The 25,531-nt window shown below is 64.9% G+C and carries 21 protein-coding genes; 4 read left to right on the forward strand and 17 right to left on the reverse strand.

From position 1 onward, the window contains the following. Positions 1-5: 5 nt before the first annotated feature. A complete protein-coding gene (locus tag V7D81_RS03865) occupies positions 6-2,282 on the reverse strand; it encodes an EAL domain-containing protein (protein ID WP_324314625.1) in 2,277 nt (758 codons plus the stop codon). Positions 2,283-2,797: 515 nt separating this feature from the next. Between V7D81_RS03865 and V7D81_RS03870 the strand changes: the two genes are divergently transcribed. From V7D81_RS03870 to V7D81_RS03880, 3 genes are all read left to right on the forward strand, one after another. Further along, complete coding sequence (locus V7D81_RS03870) at positions 2,798-3,448, forward strand: protein-L-isoaspartate O-methyltransferase family protein (protein WP_324314627.1); 651 nt, start codon at positions 2,798-2,800, stop codon at positions 3,446-3,448. Positions 3,449-3,503: 55 nt separating this feature from the next. Further along, on the forward strand, positions 3,504-3,824 hold the full coding sequence (locus V7D81_RS03875; protein WP_324314628.1) for a rhodanese-like domain-containing protein: 321 nt from the start codon (positions 3,504-3,506) through the stop codon (positions 3,822-3,824). A 147-nt stretch (positions 3,825-3,971) separates the two neighbouring features. After that, the gene (locus V7D81_RS03880; RefSeq protein WP_324314630.1) at positions 3,972-5,435 is read left to right on the forward strand and encodes a TolC family outer membrane protein; all 1,464 of its coding nucleotides are present in this window, start codon (positions 3,972-3,974) and stop codon (positions 5,433-5,435) included. Positions 5,436-5,525: 90 nt separating this feature from the next. On the opposite strand, the gene V7D81_RS03885 is transcribed toward V7D81_RS03880, so the two are convergent. From V7D81_RS03885 to V7D81_RS03955, 15 genes are all read right to left on the reverse strand, one after another. After that, the gene (locus V7D81_RS03885; RefSeq protein ID WP_324314631.1) at positions 5,526-6,794 is read right to left on the reverse strand and encodes a tetratricopeptide repeat protein; all 1,269 of its coding nucleotides are present in this window, start codon (positions 6,792-6,794) and stop codon (positions 5,526-5,528) included. Between the two features lie 16 nt (positions 6,795-6,810). Next, a complete protein-coding gene (locus V7D81_RS03890) occupies positions 6,811-7,512 on the reverse strand; it encodes an energy transducer TonB (protein WP_324314632.1) in 702 nt (233 codons plus the stop codon). 13 nt (positions 7,513-7,525) lie between these two features. Beyond that, positions 7,526-7,936, reverse strand: coding sequence for an ExbD/TolR family protein (locus V7D81_RS03895; protein ID WP_324314633.1), 411 nt, complete (start codon positions 7,934-7,936; stop codon positions 7,526-7,528). Between the two features lie 60 nt (positions 7,937-7,996). Next, positions 7,997-8,407 carry an ExbD/TolR family protein gene (locus V7D81_RS03900; RefSeq protein WP_349257604.1) on the reverse strand — a complete coding sequence of 137 codons (411 nt, stop codon included), beginning with the start codon at positions 8,405-8,407 and terminating at the stop codon, positions 7,997-7,999. A gap of 16 nt (positions 8,408-8,423) precedes the next feature. Continuing rightward, positions 8,424-8,948 carry a MotA/TolQ/ExbB proton channel family protein gene (locus tag V7D81_RS03905; RefSeq protein WP_324314636.1) on the reverse strand — a complete coding sequence of 175 codons (525 nt, stop codon included), beginning with the start codon at positions 8,946-8,948 and terminating at the stop codon, positions 8,424-8,426. Further along, on the reverse strand, positions 8,941-10,332 hold the full coding sequence (locus V7D81_RS03910; protein WP_324314637.1) for a MotA/TolQ/ExbB proton channel family protein: 1,392 nt from the start codon (positions 10,330-10,332) through the stop codon (positions 8,941-8,943). Before V7D81_RS03910 ends, V7D81_RS03905 begins: the two co-directional genes overlap by 8 nt. Next, on the reverse strand, positions 10,332-11,108 hold the full coding sequence (locus tag V7D81_RS03915; RefSeq protein ID WP_324314638.1) for a DUF3450 domain-containing protein: 777 nt from the start codon (positions 11,106-11,108) through the stop codon (positions 10,332-10,334). The genes V7D81_RS03910 and V7D81_RS03915 overlap by 1 nt, the downstream gene beginning before the upstream one ends. A gap of 287 nt (positions 11,109-11,395) precedes the next feature. Continuing rightward, positions 11,396-14,530, reverse strand: coding sequence for an efflux RND transporter permease subunit (locus V7D81_RS03920; protein ID WP_324314639.1), 3,135 nt, complete (start codon positions 14,528-14,530; stop codon positions 11,396-11,398). 30 nt (positions 14,531-14,560) lie between these two features. Further along, positions 14,561-15,655: an efflux RND transporter periplasmic adaptor subunit gene (locus V7D81_RS03925; RefSeq protein WP_324314640.1), complete on the reverse strand. Its 1,095-nt coding sequence runs from the start codon at positions 15,653-15,655 to the stop codon at positions 14,561-14,563. A 133-nt stretch (positions 15,656-15,788) separates the two neighbouring features. Next, positions 15,789-16,931: a cupin domain-containing protein gene (locus V7D81_RS03930; RefSeq protein WP_324314642.1), complete on the reverse strand. Its 1,143-nt coding sequence runs from the start codon at positions 16,929-16,931 to the stop codon at positions 15,789-15,791. Then, entirely contained in the window at positions 16,928-17,713 is a 786-nt protein-coding gene (locus V7D81_RS03935; protein WP_324314643.1) for an energy transducer TonB, read from the reverse strand. Before V7D81_RS03935 ends, V7D81_RS03930 begins: the two co-directional genes overlap by 4 nt. Positions 17,714-17,887: 174 nt before the next feature. Next, positions 17,888-19,903 (reverse strand): amidase, encoded by a 2,016-nt coding sequence (locus tag V7D81_RS03940; RefSeq protein ID WP_324314644.1) that lies wholly within the window; start codon positions 19,901-19,903, stop codon positions 17,888-17,890. A 7-nt stretch (positions 19,904-19,910) separates the two neighbouring features. Then, the gene (locus V7D81_RS03945; protein ID WP_324314646.1) at positions 19,911-21,452 is read right to left on the reverse strand and encodes an amidase; all 1,542 of its coding nucleotides are present in this window, start codon (positions 21,450-21,452) and stop codon (positions 19,911-19,913) included. Between the two features lie 8 nt (positions 21,453-21,460). Beyond that, the gene (locus V7D81_RS03950; RefSeq protein WP_324314647.1) at positions 21,461-22,561 is read right to left on the reverse strand and encodes an acetamidase/formamidase family protein; all 1,101 of its coding nucleotides are present in this window, start codon (positions 22,559-22,561) and stop codon (positions 21,461-21,463) included. A 10-nt stretch (positions 22,562-22,571) separates the two neighbouring features. Then, on the reverse strand, positions 22,572-24,149 hold the full coding sequence (locus V7D81_RS03955; protein ID WP_324314648.1) for an amidase: 1,578 nt from the start codon (positions 24,147-24,149) through the stop codon (positions 22,572-22,574). A gap of 62 nt (positions 24,150-24,211) precedes the next feature. Here V7D81_RS03955 and V7D81_RS03960 point away from each other — a divergent pair, with 62 nt between their 5' ends. Continuing rightward, a complete protein-coding gene (locus tag V7D81_RS03960; RefSeq protein ID WP_324314649.1) occupies positions 24,212-24,364 on the forward strand; it encodes a hypothetical protein in 153 nt (50 codons plus the stop codon). A gap of 39 nt (positions 24,365-24,403) precedes the next feature. On the opposite strand, the gene V7D81_RS03965 is transcribed toward V7D81_RS03960, so the two are convergent. Continuing rightward, on the reverse strand, positions 24,404-25,528 hold the full coding sequence (locus V7D81_RS03965) for an asparaginase (RefSeq protein WP_324314651.1): 1,125 nt from the start codon (positions 25,526-25,528) through the stop codon (positions 24,404-24,406). Between the last annotated feature and the right edge of the window lie 3 nt (positions 25,529-25,531).

The raw sequence follows: 25,531 nt of genomic DNA on the forward strand, positions 1-25,531 counted from the left end.
CTTCCTCAGCTCGCCCTCGCCACCACCCGCGCCAGCGGCTGCGGCCTTCCCAGGTGGTAACCCTGCACGAAATCGACGCCCATCCGCGTCGCCGCCTCCAGCGCGCCGACGTCTTCGACCTGCTCGGCCACGACCTGGAAGTTCAACGTGCGCGCCAGCTTGATCATGGCCGCGACCATCGCCTGGTTCACGGTGTCGAGCGCGAGGTTGCGGATGAATGAGCCGTCGATCTTGAGATAGTCGAGCGAGAGATTCTTGAGATTGCCGAAGGACGACAGGCCGCGGCCGAAGTCGTCGAGCGCGAAGCGGCAGCCCATGCCGTGCAGCACGCCGATGAAACGCTGGGCATGTTCGATGTTGGTGATCACTGAATTCTCTGCCACTTCGAAGCACACCTTGTCCGCTTCGACGCCGGTGCGGTCCAGCACTTCGACGACGAATTCCAGGAACTGCGGATCGCCGAGGGTCTGGCCCGACAGGTTGATGGCGATGCTGCGATCGGGCGGTACGCGGATGGCGCCGCGGGCCAGCGCCGTCAGCGCCGCCTGCACGACCCAGCGGTCGACGTCGGCCATCAGGCGATAGCGCTCCGCCGCCCGCAGGAATTCCACGGGCGAAATGCCGCCGGGAATCGCCTCGTCCTGCAAGCGCAGCAGGACTTCGAGCGCCGGGCCCTGCGAGGCGGACGCCGTGGCGACGATGGGCTGCGCCATCAGCTCGAAGCGGTTTTCCTTGAGTGCGACCTGCAGACGCTGCAGCCACTGGATCTCGCCGCGATGCCGCGCCAGCGATTCGTCGCGCGCCGAATAGACGTGGACGTGGTTGCCCTGCTTCTTCGCCACGTAGCATGCCGAATCGGCGGCGCTCATGACTTCGTCGGCAGCGCCGCTGTCGCGCGTGATTTCGACCAGGCCGACGCTGACGCCGATGTTGAAGATCTTGTCCTTCCAGACGAAGCGGTACTCGCTCACCTTGCGCACCACGTCGTCGGCGATCTGCCGCGCCTTGTCGAGCGGACAGCCGGCGAGCAACAGACCGAACTCGTCGCCGCCGAGACGACCGACCGTGTCGGAGTCGCGCACGGCCTGCTCGTCCAGCGCCGCCACTTCGCGCAGCATCGTGTCGCCCGCCATGTGGCCGCAGGTGTCGTTCACGACCTTGAAGCGATCGAGGTCGAGATAGCACATGACGTGACGCACGGTGGATGCATGCGTGACTTCCAGCGCCTCCTCCAGCCGCCGTTCGAACTCGCGGCGATTCACCAGTCCCGTGAGCGCATCGTGGCTGGCCTGATACGACATCTGCCGCGTGATGCCGCGCAGCTCGCTGACATCGCGCACCGCCACCACCGTGCCGGCGAGATCGCCGCGCTGGCCCTTGAGCGGCGTGACCGTCAGCTCGACCGAACGCTCCTCGCTGCCGTCGTGCGAAATCATCAGGCCGCGCCGGCCGACGGTGACTTTCGACTGCGTCGTCAGGCACTGGCGCACGGGATCGCCGAGCGAGCGGCGATCGCTTTCGTCCACCAGCATGATGATGTCGGTGATGGTCTTGCCGAGCGCATCGGCCGCAGAGATGCCGACGAGCTGTTCGGCGGCGCGATTGAGGTAATCGATGCGACCGCTGATGTCCGTGGTGATGATGCCTTCGCCCAGCGAATCCAGCGTGTCCCAGGCCGTCGGGCGACCGCGCGCCGCCGCGGCAGGTGCCGCAACCGGCCGCGGCCCCATCTCCAGCATCGTGAGCAGCAACGCCGCGCCGCCCTGGTAGTCGATGCGGACCGCCGAGAGTTCGACCCGGATCGGGTGATCGCGCTGCGGCTGCAGTTCGACTTCCAGCCGGTCCATCGCGGGAACGGCTTCGAGCACGCGACGAAGCTGTTCGTCGACGAGATCGCGATAGTCCGGATGCACGAGATCGGCCATCGAGCGACCGATGAGCTGCGTCGGCTGTCCCTGCCCCGACAGCGCGGCGAACCGGTCGTTGGCGAACACGATGCCGTCGCGATGCACGGCCACGGCTTCGTGCAGGCCCCCGAGCAGGCCGACCAGCGCGCGTTCGCGTTCGGTGATCAGCAGTTCCTTGACCGCGATCTGTTCGAGCAGCTTGTTGGCGCTGGCGGCGAAGGGCTGCGCCGGATCGCCGACGCTGCGCACGCGTTCGGCATAGCGTCCGTCGCGCACGATGCCGTCGAGCTGTTTCGCTGCAGCGGACAGCTGGCGGGCGCGACGTTCGCGCCATACCAGCACGACGGCCAGCACAGCGACCGCTGCGATCAGCAACGTACTGAGAATCGAAAGATTGCCCGCCCCTACCATGCCGCAGGAGCCCTCACGACAGAACCGCCATTCTTGCCCTTCATCCCCGCATCGCGCATTCGATTACCCGCCGGAACGATGCGCTTTTTTCCGTGCGTCGCACCTGCGCAATCGCAGCGTGAACAACGCCGTTGCAGCATAGCGAACCGCAGGATTTCTGCTGCGGAGATTGACCATATTGCCGCGCGAATGACCTGCGAATCTGCTGTCGGTTTTTCTTGCAGAAGCGCGTCTCGCACTCAGGGAAATGCTTCTTTAGATTTCTTCTGTGGGGCCGGCTTCAGCCGGCCATGGTCACACCTTGCAAGAGGCCGGCTGAAGCCGGCCCCACAGGCAGACCACACCGGCCGGCGAAGGCTGCATAACCTTGTCTGCCGGGGACAAAGCCCGTACGCTTTGCCGCCCGCATTTCCCGGCCCCTCACCCGGACCGCCGCCGGGTTTCAAGTCCTTGATCCGCACCGAATAGATTTGCGACGCATGAACATCGAACTGGCCCGCGAACAGATGATCGGACAGCAGGTGAACACCTGGGATGTCTTCGATGAGCGGGTGCTGGCCGTGATGCGCGAGGTACCGCGCGAGCGCTTCATTCCTACGGCCTGGCAGGGCGTCGCCTTTGCCGATGCGCCGATCCCGCTACCCCACGGTCAGACGATGCTGCCGCCCAAGGTGCACGGCCGCATCCTGCAGGCCCTGGATCTCGGACCGAACGACGTCGCCCTGGAAATCGGCACCGGCTCGGGCTACCTCACCGCCTGCATGGCCCGGCTGGCCGCCCGCGTACGCTCGCTGGAGATCGTTCCCGAACTCGCCGACTTCGCCCGCACCCAGCTGCTGGCAACCTCGATCAACAACGCCGGCGTGGAAACCGCCGACGGCATGCAGCTCGACGAACAGGGTCATTACGATGCGATCGCCGTGACCGGCTCGCTTCCCCTGTACGACGAACGCTTCCAGCGCGCCCTGAAGGTCGGCGGACGCCTGTTCGTGGTGGTCGGACAGTCGCCGGTCATGGAAGCCTGGAAGATCACCCGGCTCGGCGAGCGCGAATGGCAGCGCGAAGGCCTGTTCGAAACGGTGGTCCAGCCCCTGGCGAACGCGCCGCGTCCGCCCGAATTCGTCTTCTGACGGCGTCATTCACCGATCTTCACCGGCCATTCGCCGCAATACCCTTCTCTTCCCGATGAACATCCCCGAAATTACGCCCGCCGAGTTCGTGGCCCGCCGCGATCGGGGCGATGCGATGACGCTTCTCGACGTACGCGAATCCTGGGAACTGGGGGTGGCGAGCGTTGCAGGCGTCGTACACATACCGATGGGCGAAGTCGCGGCGCGGGTGAACGAGTTGAATCCGGCGGTCGAGGTCGTGGTGCTGTGCCGATCCGGTCGCCGCAGCCTGGAAGTTGCACGCTACCTGCAACAAAAGGGCTTCAACACGGTCAATCTGGCCGGCGGCATCCTGGCGTGGTCGCGCGACCTGGATGCAACCATTCCGACGTACTGACGCGTCCAATCGACGCTTTCGGGGTCGTTCGCCGGAAACCACCGGCGCGACGAGAAGCGGGACTTGTTCCGCAACAATGAATGCTCTGGCCGCGGTAACAAACGATCCGATCGCGGTGTTTTGCGAAACGACCAACAGGAACCATCAATGAAATTGCGCGCGCAGATCCTGGCCTGCCTCAACCGTCACCACCGCATTCCCGCGGCAGTCCTCGGCGGCCTGTCATTCCTGGCGCTCGCCGCGCCCGCGTCGGCCGCCGACCTGATAGAGGTCTACCAGCGCGCGGTCCAGAACGATCCGCAGATCCGCGAAGCCGACGCCAATCGTCTGGCCAGCCGCGAATCCAAGCCGCAGGCGCTCGCGGCACTGCTGCCGCAGATCAATGCCAGCGGGTCCTACGAACACAGCCAGTCGGACGGCTCCAGCGTGTTTCCCAACACCAACATTCTCGGTGAAGTGGAAATCCTGAACCGCGACACCGAAACGGAAATCGACACGAAGGCCTACCAGCTGCAGCTGCGGCAGACGATCTTCCGCTGGGACCAGTGGCAGACGCTGAAGCGCGCCGATGCGGAGGTGGCGCAGGCGGAAGCCGACTATCAGGCCGCCCAGCAGGATCTGATCCAGCGTACGGCGCAGCGCTATTTCAATGTGCTCGCCGCGCAGGACACGGTGGACGCAGCGCAGGCCACCCTCGAAGCTTTCAGCCGCCAGCTCGAGCAGGCCGACAAGCGCTTCGAAGTCGGTCTGATCGCGATCACGGACGTGCAGGAAGCGCGCGCCGCGCACGACCAGGCAGCGGCCGGCGTCATTCTTGCAAAACGCCAGCTGGCAACCGCCCTGGAACTGCTGCGCGAACTGACCGGCGAATCCTTCAGCTCGCTGTCCGCGCCCATCGACGACATGCCGCTCAAGTCGCCTGATCCCGAGAACGAAGAGACCTGGGTCACCACGGCGCTGGAACAGAACCTGCGCATCATTTCCGCGCGGCTCGCGACCGATATCGCCAAGCAGGACGTGCGCGTCGCCCGCTCGGGTCACTTTCCGACCATCGACCTGGTCGCCGGACGATCGGGCAACGACATCACGGGCGATCAGACCATCACGAATCCGCCGATCGGGCCGATACCTGAAACACGACAGACCTACCCTGCCGATCGCGACGGCGTCGATGATTCGATCGGCGTGCAGGTCACGCTGCCCATCTATTCCGGCGGCGCCACGTCGTCGCGCGTGCGTCAGCGCGTGTATCTGCACCGCGCCGCGCGCGAGCGTCTCGAACGCGCGAATCGCGAGACCGAACGCGCCGCGCGCGACGCCTATCTCGGCGTCATGAGCGAAATGTCGCGCGTCAAGGCGCTGAAGCAGGCGCTCGAATCCAGCAAGACGGCGCTGCAGGCCACCGAAGCCGGCTTCGAAGTCGGCACGCGCACGACGGTCGACGTGCTCGATGCGCGCCGCCGTCTGTTCGAAGCGCAGACGAACTACTCGCGCAGCCGCTACGACTACATCATCAATGTGCTGAACCTGCAGCTGGCGACGGGAACGCTGAAGCAGGCCGACCTGCAGGAAATCAACAGCTATCTGACGGAGCGCGTCATCACGAGGTGATGGCGTCGCTCTTTCTTCCTGTGGGGCCGGCTTCAGCCGGCCTTCTGGGGAGTCAGGCTAAAGCCTGACCTACAAGAAGAAGCAAACCCGTCAGCTCGTCGTGGCATCCGCCGCCGGCGTTTCGCCCGCCGCCACCTGGCTGCTCAGATGCCGCAGCCATTCCCCGGCCTGCTTGCGGGTTTCGTCATAGCCCACGGCCTTCTGCAATGAAGCCACCGCGGCCTGCGTGTTCTTCATGCCGTACTGCGCGACCGCAAGCCGCATCCAGGCTTCGCCGGTACGCTTCAGTCCGCCCTTCTCGATGGCTTTCTTCAGCATCTCCTGCGACTCCTGCCAGCGCTCGTCGTCGCCATACATGGCGCCGAGCTTGAAGTAGTAGTCGCCCTTCTCGGAGATGCCCGCGAGCTTCGTCAGCACCGTCTCCGCCCGCGTCACCTCACGCGCGTTGATCCAGGCATCGGCCAGCGAACTGAGATTCGTCTCGTCGGCCGGAATCCTGTTCTTCTCCATCGCCTCCTGCATGAGCAGGCCGGCCTTCAGCGGCAGTTCCATGGTCATGTAGATGCTGTAGAGATTCTTGATCTCGTTCGGCTTGTCGACGAATCCCTGGCGCTCGGCCAGCGCCAGCGCCGCCACCGATTCCGCGTCCTGCTTCATCTCGTAGAACATGCTCGACAGCTGACGCCAGTACTCGGGCTTGTTCGGCACCAGCGCGATCAGCGATACGAGCGCGTCGGCGCAGGCCTTGTAGTCCTTCATTTCATATGCGATCGCCAGCTTCATCTGCACCCACAGTTCCTTGGGCTCCTTCGACTTGGACAGCGCCAGATCGATTTGCGGCAGCGCCTCCTGGTAGCGCTTTTTCTCCGACAGCGCATTGGCGAGGAAGATGTGCGCCTCTGCCGGCACCTTGCCGCAGGCATTTGCGATGTAGTCCTGCAGCGTCTTGATGCCGTCGTCGAACTGGCTCGTGACGATGTACAGCTGCCCGAGGTTGTACTGCAGTTGCTCGCTCTGCGAACGCGGCAGCGCCTTGTAGGACAGTGCCTTGGCGAAGGCCTTCACGGCACTCGGCATGTCGTTCTTCGAGCTGTAGGCGAAGCCGAGGTTGTAGTTCACCACGGCCTTCTCGTAGTCGGTGCCCTTGTCCGCGATCTTGACGAGCTTCTCGATGGCCTCGGCGTATTTCTGCTTCGACAGCAGTTCCATCGCCGCCTGGGTGTCCTGGTAGACGCCCTCGCTCATGTCGCCGCCGGCCTTCTCTGGCGTCGAACAATCGGCGGCGTGGACTGCGATCCCGCAGGTGCATGCCGCAAGCAGCAGCACACTGTGGACGGCGCGACGGAGAGACTGAGGCATCGACTTCGTCATGGCACTACCCGGCTGCTGCGTTCAGATTGAATTCGATCTTCTGCGATCCGCGCTGTTCGACGGGCTTGCCGTCCTGGATCTTCGGCTTGAACTTCCAGCGCATCACGGCCTGCACCGCTGACGCTTCGAAGATGCCGCGCGGCTTGGCATCGGTGACCTTGGCGCTGCGCACCGAGCCATCGGCATTCACCAGCACTTCGAGCTGCACCCAGCCGGTGATGCCGCCGCGCGCCGCATCGCGGGGATACTGCGGCGGGATACGCTGCAGCGGCAGCAGATCGCCATCGAACATCGCACCGCCGCCCTTGCCCACCTGGCCGCCGATCGGTCCGCCGCCCACCGTGGCGGCGAGGTTCAACGACGGAATCTCCATCGCACTCGGCCCTTGCTGCACGGCTTCCGCCGCGACGCGCATCTTTGCCGGCGGCGGCGGCTGTGCCGGCGGAGGCGGCGGCTTGCGCCGCGACAGCGTTTCAGTTTCCGAATCGCGCTTCAGCCGCACGAAGTCGATGGTCTGCAGCGCCTCGCGCTTGTCGGCGACGAATTCGCCGGCATGGATCGCGGCATACAGCAGCGCGAACAGGATCAGGGAAACGAACACGGCAGCGACGAATGCCAACAGCATCGGGCTGCGCGACAGAATGCCCCTGACGTCGGTCTTTCGCGCCGTCGTCACCGGGTCGAACGTGGCAGTGGTGGCATGCATTCCTGTTCTCCTGTCATCCCGCAATCGGCGCGGTGGCGATCGATACTTCGCTGATGCCGCCGAGCTTCACCTGGTCCATCACCTGCGTGAGCATTCCCGTGTTGGCTTCGCGATCGGCGATGATCACGACCGTATCCTCGGGACGCTCGACATGCAGGCGTTCGATCGCCGGACGCACTTCGCGGATGTCGACACGGCGTTTGTCCATCCAGATATCGCCGTTCGGCCGGATGGCGATGAGGATGTTGCCGCTCTCCTTGCTCTCGGCCGTCAGCGCCTCCTGCTTGTTGACGATGATGCCGGCCTCCTTGACGAAGGAGGTGGTGATGATGAAAAAGATGAGCAGGTTCATGACGAAGTCCAGCATCGGCGCCAGGTCGATGCCAGTCTCTTCGGATTCTTCGGTGTGTTGGCGGGTCTGCATGGGATTGTGGAAACCTTCTCGTTAACCTTGGATTGCGCGACGACGCGGCTCGTACTCGCCTCAGCCCGTTCTCTCCGTCGCCGCAATGGAGACGCTCTGTACGCCGCCCTGGCGCACCTGATCGATGACCTGCACGAGGATTCCGGTCTGCGCGCCCTTCTCCGCTGCGACCACCACGGCATCGTCCGGCTTCTGCGCATGCAGCCGCTCGATATTGGCGCGCACGGCGCGCACATCGACGCGGCGCTTTTCGATCCAGATGTCGCCGGCGGAATCGATGGCCACCACGATGTTGCCGGCCTCCTTCTTCTCGGCATTGGTCGCGCTCGGGCGGCTGACGGTGAGGCCGACCTCCTTGGCGAACACCGCGGTGATGATGAAGAAGATGAGCAGGTTCATGACGAAGTCCAGCATCGGCGCCAGATCGATGCCGGTCTCTTCGGTGCTGTGCTGGACGCGTTGACGTTTCAGTCGCATGGTCGCTCCGTCAGTACGAGAACTTGTCGGCGAGCAGTTCCGTCTCGACGCGCACGCGCCGGCGGAAGTAGTAGACGGGATACAGCCCGGTAATGCTGACGGCGAGTCCCGTGAGCGTGCAGATCATCGCTTCCGAGATACCGCTCGCCATCGAACGTGCATCGGCCGAACCGCGCGCCGCCATGGAGTCGAACACTTCGAGCATGCCGCCCACCGTGCCGAGCAGACCGAGCAGCGGACACATCGGCACCAGCACCCGCATCACCTGCAGGTTGGCGCTCATCGACGTGTTCAACCGCGAGATCATCGCGCGCCGCACCTGCTGCGAAGTCCAGCTGTGCCGGTTCGGCCGGGCGAGCCATTCGCCGAGCATGCGGCTGGCTTCGCCCGGCAGGATCCTGCGGAAGTACCAGTAGCGTTCGATCACGATCGCCCACATCAGCACGCAGGCCGCGAAGATCCCGTTCACCACCGGCCCTCCCAGCTCGCGCATCTGGTGGAAGGCCGCGAAAGGCGCTGTCAGTACTTCAAGCATGGGATTTCGCCTCCAGGCGTTCGGCAAGCAGGCCGGCGCTCTGTTCGTCGAGCACCTGCACGATCGACTTGGAGATCGACGACAGCCAGGCGTTGGCGAACAGCAGCGGAATCGCGATGCCAAGGCCGAGCACCGTGGCGATCATGGCCTGCGAGATGCCGGCCGCCATGAGCTTCGGATCGCTGGAACCGGATTCGGTGATGCTCTGGAAGGTCACGATCATGCCGACGACGGTGCCGATCAGGCCGAGCAGCGGACCGGCAGCCACCGCCAGCCGCAGGAAGGCCTGGAAGCGTTCCAGCTTCGGCACCTCCTTCATGACGGCCTCGGAGATGCGCAGTTCGACGATTTCGGCATCCTGCTCGAGCTTCTCCTTGTCGCCCTTGAAAGTCGCGAGTACGCGGCCGAGCGGATTGTCCGGCACCGGGTCGTTGGCGAACTTGAGCTGGTTGCGGACGCGTCCACGCACCGTTGAGAGATAGAACAGCTGGTAGATGGCGAGCGCGGCGCCGACCGCACCGACGATCATGATGATGAAGCCCACCAGTTCGCCCTTCTCCAGACGCTCCACCACGTTCGGGCGCTGCGCATAGATCGACAGCAGCACGCCGCGCGTCGGATCGACGAAGGACTCGACGACGCCTGCGGTCGCCGCCTCCAGATGCCCGGCCGGCGTTTCGAACTTGGCGCCCGGCTGGCGCGCCATGATGGCGAACTGCTTCTGGCTCGGCAGGTAGTTCAGATACTGGCCATCGGTGGTGGCGTTGAACGGACCGACGCGCGTCACGACCGTCTCGGTCGCCTCGCCCTGCGGCGTCACGACCTGCGCCTTGTATTTCAGGACGCTGCCCGTCTCGGTCATTTCCCGCTGCAGTTCGAACCAGAAACGTTCGAGGTCCTGCATCGACGGCAGCGATTTCGAAGCCGCCAGCTTGGTGACGAACTCTCCGCGGTCCGGGAACTGCGCGGTGATGATCGAGTTGTGCACCACCGACGAAAAGTCGTTGGCCACCTGACGCACGACGCCGAACATTTCACCGAGATTGCCGGCGCGCGAATCGAGCTGCGCCTGCAGTTCGGTGAGCTTCTTCTCGTTGGCATCGAAGGCCGCGGACAGCGACTGGCTGCGGCGCTGCTGCTCGTTCAATGCCGCACGCGCCTCCGTCATGAGCGCTGCCTGCTTGTTGCGTTCGGCGAGGAACTTGGCTTCGCGTTCTTCGTTGGCCTTGGCCTCGCGCGTCCGCGCCGAACGTGTCTGCTCCAGCAGCTCTTCGAGACTGGCCGGTGCGGCCTGTGTCGCGGGAACGAGCGCCGTCTGCGCCAGCAGGACAGCGAGTGCGCCAGCCGCGAAGGATCTGGCCAGGGTGGACTTGACCTTGAACATCAGGTGATCTCCTTCGGAGCGGGAACGGCAACGGCAATGAAATCGGGGGCGGCCTGTTTCTTGGCGACTTTCAGGCCGTGACGCACGGCTTCTGCGTAGCCGGAATCGCGCTTCCAGCTCTTGCTCTCGATGTCCCAGTAGCCCGTCTCCTTGCCATCGAGCGTCTGGTACATGAGCGCGATGCGCCCGGCGCGCAGGAAGTCGACCGTCTTGTCGCCAACCTGGCCCTGGTAGGACTCGAGCGTCCGGCCGTATTCCATCTCGATCTGGTAAGCCTCGACGATGCGTCGATACTTCTCGGAAGTCGACACGTCGGCACGCGTCATCAGGTCCTTGAGCTGCGCCACGCGGCCTTCCCGTTCCTCGGTGAGGAAGGGCACGTCGAGCTTCACGAACTGATCGAGCGTCGCCAGCATCTTCTCCATCATCGGCAGTACTTCGCGCGCAGTCGTCTCGATCTCGCCCAGCTGCTGGCTCATCTCGTCGATCTGCTGCTGCTGCGAGGACACCTGCGTGGCGAGTTGCTCGTTGTAACTCTTGAGGCTCGATGCTTCGGCCGTCATCTGCCGGTAGTCCGCGAGCATCTTCGTGCTCTCGTCATCGAGTTGCTCGACGCGCTTCTGCGAGGCGCGCGCCGCCTCTTCCGCCTTGACCTGTTCGCTGAGCACCGCGTTGACCTTGGCCGGTTCGGCGCTGAACCCCGCGGCGCTCCATAACGCGAACGTGCACGCTGCCGTCAGCGCCGCCGCTGCACCATGACTCTTCGTCTTGCTCATGTGTGGATACCTGATGACCTCGATGGAATGAGTGTCTTGCTGCGATGACTTGCAAATCGCGTTCCCGCGCCGCAGCGGCGCCGCATCGATGCGTCCGGATCGGGACTGCACAGACTCGCAGCATTCGCGCATGTCGCGCGCTCGTTCTGCGTGCATTCGTCCGATATTCGTGAGAGCGGCGTCATCCGCGCTTGCTGTCCCGTCGTTGCGACGCCTGCGGTGTTGCCGGCGCCTTCTGGGATTCAGACGGGGACAGTTTTTTTCACCCTACGTCAGCGCCACGCACATCAATCACGCGAAGGCGCGAGTGCGAGCGACGGCGGCAAAGCGCCAGCAGGATTCGTGATCGTCGATTCCGCGGCAGCGGCGCCGCGCTTCCTGCTCAACAGCACGTACATGGCCGGAATGACATAGAGCGTCAGCAAGCCGCCGCACAGCAGGCCGCCGATGACGGCAATGCCCATGGACACGCGGCTCTCCGAACCCGCACCCAGCGCCAGCGCGATGGGCACGATGCCGAGAATGGTGGCGAGCGTCGTCATGAGAATGGGACGCAGGCGCGCGGCGGCCGCTTCCTTGACGGCCGCGAGCGCATCGCCGTCGCCGGCATCGCGACGCTGATTGGCAAACTCGACGATCAGGATGCCGTTCTTGGTCACCAGCCCCACCAGCATGATGAGTCCGATCTGGGAGAAGATGTTCAGCGTCTGGCCGAAGTACCACAACGAGAACAGCGCACCGGCCAGCGCCAGCGGCACCGTCAGCAGGATGACGAAGGGATCGACGAAGCTCTCGAACTGCGCGGCCAGCACCAGGTAGATGAGGATGAGTGCGAGCAGGAAGACCCAGCCGAGGGACGAGGCGCTTTCGACGAAGTCGCGCGCCGCGCCGGTCAGCGACGTGGTGAAGCGCTCATCGAGCACATCGCGTGCGGTCTGCTCGAAGGCGGCAATGCCCTCACCCATCGTCCGGCCGTTGGCGAGCGTTCCGGAGACGGTGGCCGCGGCGTAGCGGTTGAAGCGGTACAGCTCCGGCGGCGAACTGCTTTCCTCGAAGCTCACCAGATTGTCGAGTCGCACCATGTCGTCGCCGGCCACCGAGCGGACGGCGATATTGCTCAAGTCGTCCGGCCGCGAGCGGAAATCCCGCGTGAGCTGTCCGATGACGTCGTACTGCTTGCCGTTGAAAATGAAATAGCCGAAGCGTTGCCCGCTCAGCGCCGACTGCAGCGTCTGTGCGATATCGAGCGTGCTGACGCCGAGCGCCTGCGCCTTCTCGCGTTCCAGACTGACGCGTACCTCCGGCTTGCTGAACTTCAGATCGCTGTCAACGAATGTGAATGCCGGACTCTGCCGGGCTTCTTCGAGAAACTTCGGCAGCACTTCCTGAAGCTGTTCGAAATCCGCCGCCTGCACCACGAACTGCACGCCGCTCTGGTTCGAGCGGCGCTCGCCGATGCTGGCCTCCTGCGTGATGTTCACGCGCGCTGCAGTGAACTGCCGGGTAAGCCCCTGCAGATCGTCGGCGATCTGCGCCTGCGATCGTTCGCGCCCGGTCTTGTCCTTCAGGAACACGCGAACGAAGCCATTGTTGATCGGCCCCTGGATGCCGGGGCCGCCGCCCGCGCCCGGCACCTGCGTCATCATCATGTTCGCTTCCGGCACGCGATCGGCAGTGGCCGCCGTGAGATCGTCCATGAACCGCTGCATGTATTCGTAACCCACGCCCTCCGGCGCCGTGGCGCGCACCCAGATCCGGCCGCGATCCTCCATGGGCGACAGCTCGCGCGGCAGTACCTCGAAGAACAGGGCGATGACGATCGCTGCGACGGCCAGCACGCCGAGGGCCAGCCGGCGGCGATTGAGGAATCCTGCCAGCCCGCGCGCATAGCCCTGCTCCATCGCGGCGAACAGTTCCTCCGTCCTGCGAAACAGGGCGCCGTGCGACTGGTGCGGGCGCAGCAGCCGCGAACAGAGCATCGGCGTCAGCGTCAGCGCCACCAGCGCGGAAATCATCACGGCGCCGGCGATGGTCAGTCCGAATTCGCGGAACAGCCGGCCCGACAGCCCGCCCATGAACAGTAGCGGCAGGAACACCACGGCCAGCGTGATCGTCGTCGAGATCACGGCCATGAAGATTTCCCTGGTGCCGTCGATGCCCGCCTGCACGGGCGGCATGCCCGACTCGATCTTGCTGTAGATGTTCTCCAGCACCACGATGGCGTCGTCCACCACCAGTCCGATCGCCAGCACGATGCCGAGCAGCGACAGCGTGTTGATGGAAAAGCCCGCGACGAACATGACGCCGAAGGTGCCGATGATCGATACCGGAATCGCGATCACGGGAATCAGGGTCGTGCGCCATTCGCGCAGGAAGGCGAACACGACCAGCACTACCAGCACGAAGGCGATGAAGATGGTCTCGGTGACTTCCAGCAGCGAGCGGCGTACGTACTCGGTATTGTCGTAGGCGACCTTGACGTCGATGTCCGGCGGTACTTCCTTGCGGATCTGTTCCAGGCGACGACGCAGCTCGTCGACGATCTCGATCTGGTTGGCGCCCGGCTGCTGCTTGAAGTACAGGCCGGCGATCGGCACATCGCCCATCTTCAATGCGCCGCGTTCGTTCTGCGCGCCGAGCTGGGCATAGCCGATGTCGCGGAAGCGCACGATGCTGTCGCCGCTGCGCTTGACGATCAGCGCATTGAATTCCTCGGCGGTGTTGAGGCGCGACAGCGTCTTGACGGGCAGTTCGACCGATTCGCCTTCGATGCGCCCGGAAGGCAGCTCGATGTTCTCGCGCGCCAGCGCCTGGCGCACGTCGAGCGGCGACAGTCCATAGGCGGCTAGCTTTTCCGGATCCATCCACAGGCGCATGGCATAGCGCTTCTCGGCAGGCTGATCGACGCCGGCGATGCCGGGCACGGTCTGCAACCGCTCGCGCAACGAGTCGGCGTAGGCACCGAGTTCGAGCTGGGAGCGCGTCGCGCTGCTGAGCGCCAGCCCGAAGATCGGCTGCGAATCCGCATGCGACTTGTTGAGGATCGGCGGATTGGTATCGGGCGGCAGATTGCGGACGGCGCGTGCGACCTGATCGCGTACGTCGCTGGCCGCGGTATCCAGATCGGTGTCGAGCGAGAACTCGGCCGAGATCGAACTCGCTCCTTCGCGACTCGTCGAGGTCAGCGTGCGAATGCCGGCGACGGAATTCACCGCTTCTTCGATCGGTTCGGTGATCTGCGCCTGCACGACTTCGGCGGCGGCGCCGGGATAGCTCGTCGTGATGGACAGCGTCGGTGGATCGACGGCCGGATATTCGCGAATGCCGAGCTGCAGCAGGCTGATCGCGCCTGCGAGCACGATCAACAGCGAGATCACGATCGTGAGCACCGGCCTGCGGATGCTGATTTCGGCGAGCGTCATGACGACCTCTGGTTCAGCCTGCGGCCCGCGTCAGGTCGACGCCTCGCCGATCACCACCACTGCCTGGCCGGGGCGCAGCTGCTGCAGTCCGGACGTGATCACGAGATCGCCGGCCGCCAGCCCCGACAGGATGTGCACGGCGCTCTGCGTACGCGTCCCGGTCTGTACCGCACGCGGCTGCGCCTTGCCGTCCTGGACGATGAAGACGTTCTTCTCGTGCAGGCCCGGCACGACGGCGACGGCCGGCACGAGCAGCGCATCGCTGAGCTGCGTCAAGGTGATCTCGACATTGGCAAACGCGCCGGGCAGCAGACGCGCTTCCGGATTGGGGCACAACGCGCGGATCAGCACGGTACGGGTTGCGGTATCGATGCGCGGATCGATGGCATACACCTGTCCCTGCGACTTGCGTTCGGCGCCGGCGACCGCGAAGGCGATCGGGCTGCCGACCTTGAGCCGCGTGGCGTATTTCTCGGGAATGGAAAAGTCGACCTTGAGCCGGTCGAGGCGCTGCAGGGTCGCGATGCGCGTCGCGGCATTCACGAACGATCCTTCACTCACGTAGCGCAGGCCGACGACGCCATCGAAGGGCGCGCGGATTTCCGTCTTGGCGATCTGCGCCTCGGTCAGCGCGATCTCGGCGTCCTGAACATTGAGTTCGTTGAGCGCGGTGTCGTATTCCTCCTGGCGCGCTACGCCCTGCTTCAGCAACTGCGCGATACGTCGTTCGCGCAGCACTGCGAGTTCCTTGCGGTACTGCGCACGCGCTCGCGTGGCCGTCAGATCGGCGTCGTTGAGCTTGACCAGCAGATCGCCTTTGCGAACGCGGGCGCCTTCAGTGAAGTGAATGGCCACCACCTTGCCATTCGTTTCCGCCTGCAGCTCGACGGCTTCTTCGGCGAGCAGCGTACCCGTGGAGTTCAGCGTTTCCGCAAACACTGCCGGCTCGACCAGCACGGCGGACACGCGCAACGGCGCACGGCCCTTTTCGCCAGCGGGCTGTGACGACCTGGCTGCAATGGGCTCGGAAGCATGCAGCAGTGGCAGTACTTTCGGCGCGGCGATGCCCAGCAACACCACCAGCGCCACCAGCGACCACAGGGAATATTTCAGCGGCGGTTTCAAAGCGACGTTCTCGGCGCCACGAGGACGAGCGCGGCCTTCATCGATGAACGCACACTCATGCAGATCCGCGAACCTCGCTGGGAGCAGGAAGAACTACTTTCCTGTCAGACGGGTTCGCGGGGTCGGCCCCCACCTATACGTCCGGCAGCGCGATGACCACCTCGCGACCGATGAGATCGAGCACCGCTCGATGCACCGATTCCTTCGGCAGCTCGCGCAGTCGCTGGGCAAGCGTTGCGAAGTCGAGCGGACCCTGCGCCAGTGCGCGCAGCACCGCAATGGCCGCGGGATCGAGCGGCGTCAGCACACCGTTGATGGAGAGACGTCCCTGCACATCGGGAACGGCGCGGACGTTCGCCGCCAGCCGCGACGTCTCCTGCAGCATCGGCAGACGCTGGTCGAGAAACAGGCCGATGTCGAAGGGAGCCGCCAGCGTCTCCTGCGCGCCGATCCACTGCTGGTATTCGGCCTGCACCTGCGGATCGACGACGGCACTTGCGAGCTGTCGCATGACGGACTGCAGGCCGTCCGGCGTTGCATTCGCCAGCGAGCGGCGGCCGTCGATCGTCGCGGCCAGCACGCGGGAGCAGACCCAGCCCACGTAGTCCTGCGTGGTCGGCGGATAGGTGCCGACGGAAAAATGAAAACTGCCTTCCTGCAATGGAATGACCTGATGCCACCAGCCGCGTGGCACGTACAGCACGTCGCCCGCTTCGAGCGTGCAGTCGAGCACCGGCGTCACCGGGCAGGGCTGGTCGCTGCGTTCGCTGGTCTGATGACTGAGCGGCAGCGGCAGGGTCGGCGCGAAGACCTGCCAGCGCTTGCGACCGATGAGCTGGATCGCGAACACATCGTGCGTGTCCCAGTGCCGGCCGAACGTGCCGTCGCCGCTGAAACTGAGATACGCATTGCCGCTGCTCGGCGCGCCGGCAAACCGGCCGATCTCGGTACACAGGCGCCGCGCGAAACTGGCCTGCGTTTCCAGCCGATTGATGACCAGCGTCGCGCCGCCGCGCATGTGACTGTAGAAGCCGATCTTGTTCAGCCGCCGCCGACGCTGGCCGAGTTCGACCAGCTCGTGTGTATAGGCTTCGGCCGGAATCGCGCCGCGATTGAACAGCTGCATGCCGGCGGGCGTCGGTTCGATGCGGTACAGCAGTTCGTCCAGCGCCGGCCAGTCGACCGGTCGTTCCCGCAGTGCGCCGCGCATCAGCCAGGGCTCGCGCTCGAAATAGCGGCCGCGGAAATCGGCTGCGCTGAGCGCGAATTCGATCATGGATTCTGCGCAATCCTCTCGCTGTCGAGCGGCACCCTGGCCTCGCTCGGGCGGGCGACACCGCCGCCGAACGAGAACGAGCGGATGGCGCGCACGTTCACGGCGACGCCATCTTCCTGCGGCGGCTCGAAGCGCCACGAGCGCACGGCAGCCAATGCGGCTTCGCCGAATTCCGCGGCACTGCTGTCGGCGATGGTCGGCACGCGCACGCGTCCCGTCGCATCGATGATGAAATCGATCATGGCGTGACCGCGCACGGGACGACTGCGCAGCGCCTCGGGATAGGCGGGCATGTCGCCGGCAATGCGGCGTGGCGCACGATTCATCCGTTCCCATTCCAGGGTGCGCACCACCGGCGTGGAATCCCCGGCGGCCGCGAACACGGACTTGATGGCATCGCCGTGACTCAGCGATGCCACCGTGCCGGAACGCCGGTAGTCGAACTGAATGATTTCACGCCGCGGCACCGTGGTACTGGGCGCGGCGGCAAGGCGCCAGTTCATCAGCGCATCGAGCGTCGCTTCGACGAAGGCCGGATCGCTGGCTTCCAGTCCGACGGCATCTTCCACCCGCCCATCGGCCTTCACCGTGAACACGACGGTGGCGTAGCCGGCCGTCACTGTCGTCGGCCGCAGCCTGGCCGGAAACACCGGCGCCTCGTAGCGACTCAGCGCCGGCAGACTCGCGGGCGGACCGCTGCTGAAATCCCACGGCCCGGCCACCGCGGCACCGGCCACCAGCGTCGCCGTCATCGACAGAATCTGCTGCAGGACAGGTTTCATCTGTGATGGCAGACGGCTGTCGCCGGCCGGCCCCTACGTGCGCGTTTCGATAAAGAGTTTCACACGGAGAACACGCTTCTTCTGTGGGGCCGGCTTCAGCCGGCCTCTTGTACTCGAAGAGGCCGGCTGAAGCCGGCCCCACAGGAAGAAGAGGATCGCCGTGGAAATTCTTCTCTACGGTTCTCCCTTCAGCGGACCGAACGCCGACGGCGGCTGGCGATGACGGGTCGCCGCGGTGTACGCCGATGCGATCTTGAGCAATGTCGGTTCGTCGAAGGGGCGGCCCACGATGTCCATGGCGACCGGCAGTTTCGCCGGCACGGGTCCGACCAGCCGCGTGCGATCGTCGCCTTCCAGGCGCTCGCCGCCGCCACCGCCGCCGGACGGCCATGCGGAAGCCGGTGTCTGCGGCGCGGTGGGATCGCGGATGAGGTCATACACTTCCGTCGTGAAACCGGCGGGCACCGTGATCACCGGAAAACCCTGCGCGCCGAGGAAGCTCCACACGCCCGTGCCGTTGCGGCCGTTGATCGGCGGACCGGCAGGCGCGCCCAGTTTGGTCGGCGGCAGGTTGCTGGTCGGATACACGAGCGCATCGAGCTTTTGCTCCGCCATGCACTGCAGGATCACCTGCTGCACGCCGAAGCGGCGCAGCAGGCGTTCCGACATGTCGTACTCGGTCACTTTCTCGACGTTCTCGCGGGCCCGCTTGCGATCGGGGAAGGTCGGATCCTGATGGAAGCTCGACTTGGCGATCAGGTCGGCATTGCTGGTGATGTTCGTATCGCCGCGCTCGCGCAGGTACAGGTTCAGCATGTACTTGTTCTGGCCGTCCGCATCCGCACTGCCGAACTCGCGCAGCGTCACCTTCTCCGGCACCCGCGCCGGGTTCATGCGCATGTCGAGCAGCTTTGCGGTGTGGTCGGCCGTGGCCTTGCCGTTGGCATCCACGGGGAACTGCTCCGGAAAGCGCTTGGTGAACAGTTTGTTGTCGGCCTGCGGCACGTACTGGCGCAGACAGCTCGTGAACAGCTCGCCTTCCGGACCCGGATCGACGATGGTCGCGCCCAGCTTGCGCAGATCCTCGACACCCTGCGACACGATGTCGATGGTCTGCTCGTCGGCCTTGGTGAACAGCTTCTTGTTCATGTACTCGCGCACGACGCCGATGCGGATGCCGTCGAGCCGCTTCTCGTGCGCGAAGCTTTCATAGGAGTGCGACGGCGTGCGGCCGATGCTGAACACGGTCAGCTCGTCCTTGGGGTCATAGCCTGCAATGACATCGAGCACGCGCGCCGCATCGGCCACCGTGCGACAGATCGGCCCGACCCGCGTGTTGATGCCGATCTGCACCATGCCCTTGCGGCTGACGAGTTCCTGCGTGGCCGCGATGCCGACGGCGCTGGCCGCACTCGCCGGACCGCGGATCGACGAACCCGACTCCTCCGCGATCGAACAGGTCACGAGGTTCGCACCCACGGCAGAGCCCGAACCCGAACTCGAACCGCGCGGACTGCGCTCCGTATCGTAGGGATTGCAGAACGTGCCGCCGTACGAACTGCGCGGCACGCCCGAGGCGTACTCGCCCAGATTCGATTTGGCGAGCATGATCGCGCCCGCGGCGCGCAGCCGTTCGACGAAGGTCGAATCCTCCGGCGGACGATCGTTGGCATACGGCGCATCGGCGCCCGACGTGGTGCGCATGTCGATGGTGTCGTACTGATCCTTGATCGCCATCACCACGCCATGCAGCGGACCGACGAGCTTGCCGGTCTTCGCGAACTCGGCGTCCTGCGCGGCGGCAATCTCCAGTGCGTCCGGCAGCGACGGCGAATCATCCTTCCTGTCCGTCAGGCTGCGCGCCTTGCGCGGATCGAAGCCCCAGGACTTGAGCTTCGCCGGCCGCAGGTTGAGCGTCACCAGCGAATTGATCTGACCGGCATTCGGAATCGTCGTGATGGGACCGAGAATCCCCTGCGGCTGATTCACGCAGGTGCCGTCGTAGGCCTTGATGCGCTTCAGATACAGATTCACCAGTTCGACCGAGGTGATCTGCTTCGACAGGATGGCCTGCTGGATCTGCGGGATGGTCGCCTCTTCCAGATGAAATTTCATCGGCGCATCGGCATGCACCGCCGTGGCGGCGAATCCGGCGGCGAGCACTACGATCTGCAGCGAACGAATGCGCATGGCGGGCCTACCTGTTCCAGCGGATGTTGAGCGACTTGCCGACCTCGGGCACCGGTGTGGTCGAAGTCAGCGGCGGTTTGCGCAGATGCCAGTCGGTGGCCTTCTCGTAGGCCTGCGCCAGCGCCAGCACCTTGCCTTCGGAGAACGTCGGACCGGCGATCATCAGACCGATCGGCAGACCGCTGCGGCTGAAGCCGCAGGGAATCGACACTGCCGGCAGGCCCATCACGTTGAAGGGCTGGCAGTTGGAGACGACGCGCGGATTGGCCGGCGCCGATTCGGCGGCGCGCGCCAGCAGTTCGTCGAGCGTCGGTGCGACGATGCGCTGCGTCGGCAGCACCACCAGGTCGAAATCCTTGAAGGCGCTGTCGACCTTGCGACGCAGCAGCTCGACTTCCCAACGGGCGCGAATGTAGTCGACGGCTTTCGGTTCGGCTTCGGCGATGCTCGCCAGACGCCGGCGCTCGGCCAGCATGTACTTGCCCGGCGCGTTCTTGAAATATTCCTCGTGCCACGCCAGCGTTTCGCCGAGCGTGCCGAGACTGCCGAGATGCGTGACGCCGGGCAGGTTGACGTCGGCAACGCCCTTGGTCAGCGTCGCCAGCAGATCGATGGCCTTCTCGACCGCCGCCTCCACTTCCGGATCGACGCCATCGAAATAGCTGATGGGCTTGCCGAGCCGGAATCCCGAAACGGGTTGGGCGAGCTGCGCGACGTAGTCTTCCTTCTCGTGCGGCACGCTGGTGATGTCGAGCTGGTCGTAACCCGCCATCGCATTCAGCATCAGCGCCGTGTCCTCCACGGTGCGCGTCATCGGACCGCAATGATCGAGCGACAGCGTCAGCGGCATGATGCCCTTGATGGGCACGAGGCCGTAGGTGGGCTTGAGTCCGACGATGCCGCAGAACGATGCCGGCATGCGCACGGAACCGCCTGTGTCGGTGCCGAGCGCGCCGTGGCTCAGGAAGGCCGCGACGGCCGCACCGGAACCGGACGACGAACCGCCGGTGTTGTGCGCGAGATTCCAGGGATTGCGCGCCGGACCCCAGAACGAGGTCTCACCGCCGCCCATCGCGAATTCCTGCGTGTTGGTCTTGCCGACGATGACGGCGCCGGCGGCGCGCAGCCGCGCGACCACGGTCGCATCCTCGTCGGGTACGCGATCCTCGAACAGCGCGCTGCCGCCGGTCGTGCGCGCATCCGCGGTGTCGATGATGTCCTTGATCGCAATCGGCACGCCATGCAGCGGGCCGCGCAGCTTGCCGGCTTTCTGTTCGGCATCCAGCTGTCGCGCCTGCGCCAGCGCCTGGTTCTTCATCACGGTGATGAAGGCATCGAGCTTCGGGTTGTAGGTGGCGATGCGCGACAGCGTGACCTCAGTCAGTTCCACCGCGGACAGCGAACCGGCCCGGATGCGCGCTGCCGCTTCGGCCAGCGTGAGCTGGGTCGGGTCGGATGCCGCAGCGGCAGCGAGACCGCGTTGGGAAAGGAACTGGGTTGCCACCGTGCCGGCGGCGAGGAGCGTGAACTGGCGTCGTGTGATGCTCATGCGGTTCGTTACTTGGCAGCCGTCTTGTACCAATAAGCAGGCGCGCCCCTGGGGAACAGCAGCGACTTGGGAATCATCGAGTGAATGCCCTTGGTGCCGTCCACCACCTGCGTGACCCGGAAGTCGATCGCAATGCTCGACAGCGCGAAGGCGTGGTAGAAATCCAGCCCTTTCAGTTCGCCGAGCCAGGCATTGGTCTCGTGAATGGCCATCTGCATGGCATTGTCGAGATCGGGATCGAGACCGAACGCGATGTAATGCGTCGGCGTCTCGGCCCGCGGCGCCCGCAGTGTCTTCCCCTTGTGAAGAACGAACTGCAGGATCGCCGTGTTCGCAGTCTCGATGGCATTGACCGTGACTTCGCCATCCCCCTGAGCCGCGTGTGAATCGCCCGTATAGAAGAGTGCGCCGGGATGAAACACCGGCAGGTAGAGCGTCGCGCCGGACACGAGCTCCTTGCAATCCAGGTTGCCGCCGAACAGCCCGGGCGGACCGCTGCGACGATTCGCGCCATCCGACAGCGGCGGCAACGTGCCCATCACGCCCATGAACGGACCGAGCGGCACGTCGATGCCGGGCTCGAACAGACCGACGTTGCGCTTGCGATCGAGCTTCACCACCTTGGTGAAGGGCTGCGGCACGGCATCCGGAATGCCGCCGGCGCCGGGGCGCATGCCGACCGTGCCGTAAGGAATGCGCGGCACGACGGACAGAATCCGCACTTCGATCGAATCGCCGGGCATCGCGCCTTCGATCGCGACCGGCCCCACCAGCAGATGACCGTTCTGGATGCCGGCGTAGCGCGTGGTTTCCTTCACCACCCTGTCGATCTCGCCGATCGCACGCGCATCCTCGGCATCGAGCTGGATGCCGTTTTCATCGAGCCATTGCTGCGGCGTCCTGTCGCCCCAGCGATTGCCGCCGCCCGTTTCGAACTTGACGGTATCGCCCGACTTGATCGTCAGCACCGCGCTCTTCTGCGCGGGAAAGTTGCCGATGGCCGAATTGGCTGGTGTCAGCGGCAGCAGGTGATCGAACTTTGGTTCAGCCGCCTGCGCGCTGCCGATCGCCAGCATCGCACCCATCAGCCAACGCAAGTGAATCCTCATGATGCGCATCTCAGATCGGCGGCTTCTGCCAGCCACCGCTCCTGCTTTCGAGATAGCTCGCCACCGCGAGCGTGATGTCGTCGCGCCAGGGCGCCGCGACCACCTGCACACCGATGGGCAGCTTGCCGTCGGCAGAACTGCCGCAGCGCACGACCGTCGACGGCCAGCCTGTACTGTTGAACACACCGGTGTATTGCCATGTCATTCCCGGCCCGCCGAAACCGCCCGTGCCAGGCTCGGCATCGATGGGCTGCGCGGGCTTGCCGGCGACGGGACACAGGAACACGTCGTACTGCGTCATCCACTCGAGCATCAGCGACTTGCCCTCGTCCTGCTTTTCCCACGCCTCGACGTACTCGGCGCTGGTGATGGGCGTCATGTTCTTCATGCGCTCCTTCACCGAGGGCGAGAAATTCTTCGTGCCCCAGCGATCGGCAAGGCGCTGATAGAACTGCCAGGCATCGCCGCTGGTCAGCCTGGAACGCGCCGCGCTCAGATCGAGCAGGATCTGCTGCGGCACGTCTTCGTTGACGCTGGCCGCGACACTCTTCAGCCATGCCGCTGCCTGCTGCACGGTCTTGCGCGTGTCCTCGTCCGTGGCGCCGTTGCCGGTAGCCTTGTTGTCGACGCAGTACGCAACACGCAGCTTGCTCAGATCGACCTTCGCCGGGTCGGCCCAGGGCACGGGCGCGCATGACACATCGTGAAAATCCGGACCGCTGATGATCGGCGTGATCAGCGTCAGATCTTCCACCCAGCGCGTCATCGGCCCGAGCTGCTGCCACAGATCGAACACGCCGCCGTAATCGACGATGTGACCGGTGCGAGGTACACGCACGCTGGTCGGCTTGATGCCGGCGATGCCATTGTTGTGCGACGGACCGCGAATCGAACCGCCCCAGTCGGAGCCGATGTCGAACGCCGCGCCGCCCGCCGCCACGATGGCGCCGGCGCCGCCGGACGATCCCGACGTGCTGCGCGTGAGGTCGTACGGATTGTGCGAACCGCCGAACAGCAGATTGCTCGCGGTACTGATGCCGCTCAGCCCGCCGAGCGTGAACTCCGGCGTATTGGTCTTGCCGAGAAGAATCGCGCCTGCTTTGCGTACGCGAGCGACGACGGTCGCATCTTTCTGCGGCACGTACTGCTGCCGCCCGACCGTGGCACCCGTCGAGATCACGCCTTCAGTGTCGAGCGAATCCTTGATCGTCATCGGCACGCCATGCAGCGGCCCGACGAACTCGCCGCGTGCCGCCTTCGCGTCCAGCGCCTTCGCTTCCGCGCGCGCCCGCTCATACGAATTGGTGACGACGGCGTTCAAGCGGTCGTTCACTGATAGCTGGCGATTGATGTAAGCCTCGACGGCTTCGCTGGCGGAAATCTTCCTGGCGCGGATGAGCGCGGCGAGCTTCGTCGCCGACATGAAAATGATCTCGTCGGTCTTGCTCGCGGCAGAGGTGATCGTCGGTGCGACTGAAGTCGCTGCAGCGGCAGTGGCAGCCAGCGCCTTTCGGGAGAACATGCGCAGCAGATCGCGGCGCTGCATTCGATTCGACGTGCTCTCTTCGATCGCGAGTTCTTTGTTCATGCACACTCCCGCTGCTCCGTCTGATTGACGCGTCGCGTGGCGCGTCCCCCACCGACCATTCGATGGAATTTCATGGCGCTTTTCCTTTTCTTCTCTTCATCGCACTCAACGACGCCACCGGCGCTCACGGCCAACTGGATCACCATCCCCAAGAAGGCCGGCTGAAGCCGGCCCCACAGGCAGAGCCAGAGCGCGTGGAAATTTTTCTTCTCTGACCTCCGTGATCTCTGTGATCTCCGTGTGAAATCCGACTCTCAGTATTCAGTGAAGATGCGCTGGATTTCAGCGAGATCGCTGGTCTGCGTCAGCGCGAGTTGCAGCAGGATGCGCGCCTTCTCCGGCACGAGGTTGTCGCCCGGCACGATCTTCGCTTCGCGTCGCCGCGGCGTGTCCTGCACGCGGCCACTGTTGGTACGTGCGGTCGCGACGACCACCACGCCCTTCTCCTGCGCGCGCTTGATCGCTTCGGTCTCGCTGCCGGTGGGACTGCCCGCACCGGTGCCTTCGACGACGATGCCTTTGACACCGTGCTCGACCATGGCATCGATCAGATAGCCCGGCGCATCGCGATACGCGAAAGCAACCTCAACTGCCGGCAGCGACTGAAAGTCCTTGCCCGCGAACTCCGAGCCCGACGTGTGACGTCGCACCGGCTCGCGATAGAACACCACCTTGTCGGGATCGGCGAACCCGATGGCACCGACATCCACGCCTTTGAACGTGTCGACGCGATACGCGCTGGTCTTGTCGACATCGCGTGCCGTGTTGATGAACTGATCCATGCAGTGCAGAACACCTTTGCCGCGCGCTTCCTTCGACGCGGCGACGCGCACGGCGTCGTAAAGATTGCGCGGACCGTCGCCGGACAATCCCGTCCACGGACGTTGTGAGCCGACGAAGACCACCGGCTTGTCGGTCTTCACCACCAGGCTCATGTAGTAGGCGGTTTCCGCCATCGTGTTGGTACCGTGCGTGACCACGATGCCATCGACGCCGGGATCCGCTGCAAGTTCATTGAGCCGCTTCGCGACACGCGCGAAATCCTCGTGCGTCTCGCTGCCGGTGGGCCGATCCTGCGGCGCGCGCTGATCTTCCAGCGTGATACTGGCGATTCCCTTCAGCTCCGGCAGATCCGTTACCCAATGCTGTGGGTCGACCCGCGGCGCGCCCTTACCTCCGTAGTTGGTTATATTGAGCCGCGTATCGCCACGGCTGGCGATCGTGCCGCCCATGGACATGAGCACGACGTGCGGCAGCTTTGCCATGTCCGCCGGCATGGCCGGCGGTGGCGCATAGGTTGGAATCTCCTGCGCAACGGCAGCCGGTCCCGCGAGCAGGCAGGCCACGCTGCAGATACGCAGCCACTGCTTCCGGCTCACTGC

The sequence above is a fragment of the Povalibacter sp. genome (genome assembly GCF_036735925.1).
In the GTDB taxonomy this organism is placed as follows: Bacteria; Pseudomonadota; Gammaproteobacteria; order Steroidobacterales; family Steroidobacteraceae; genus Steroidobacter.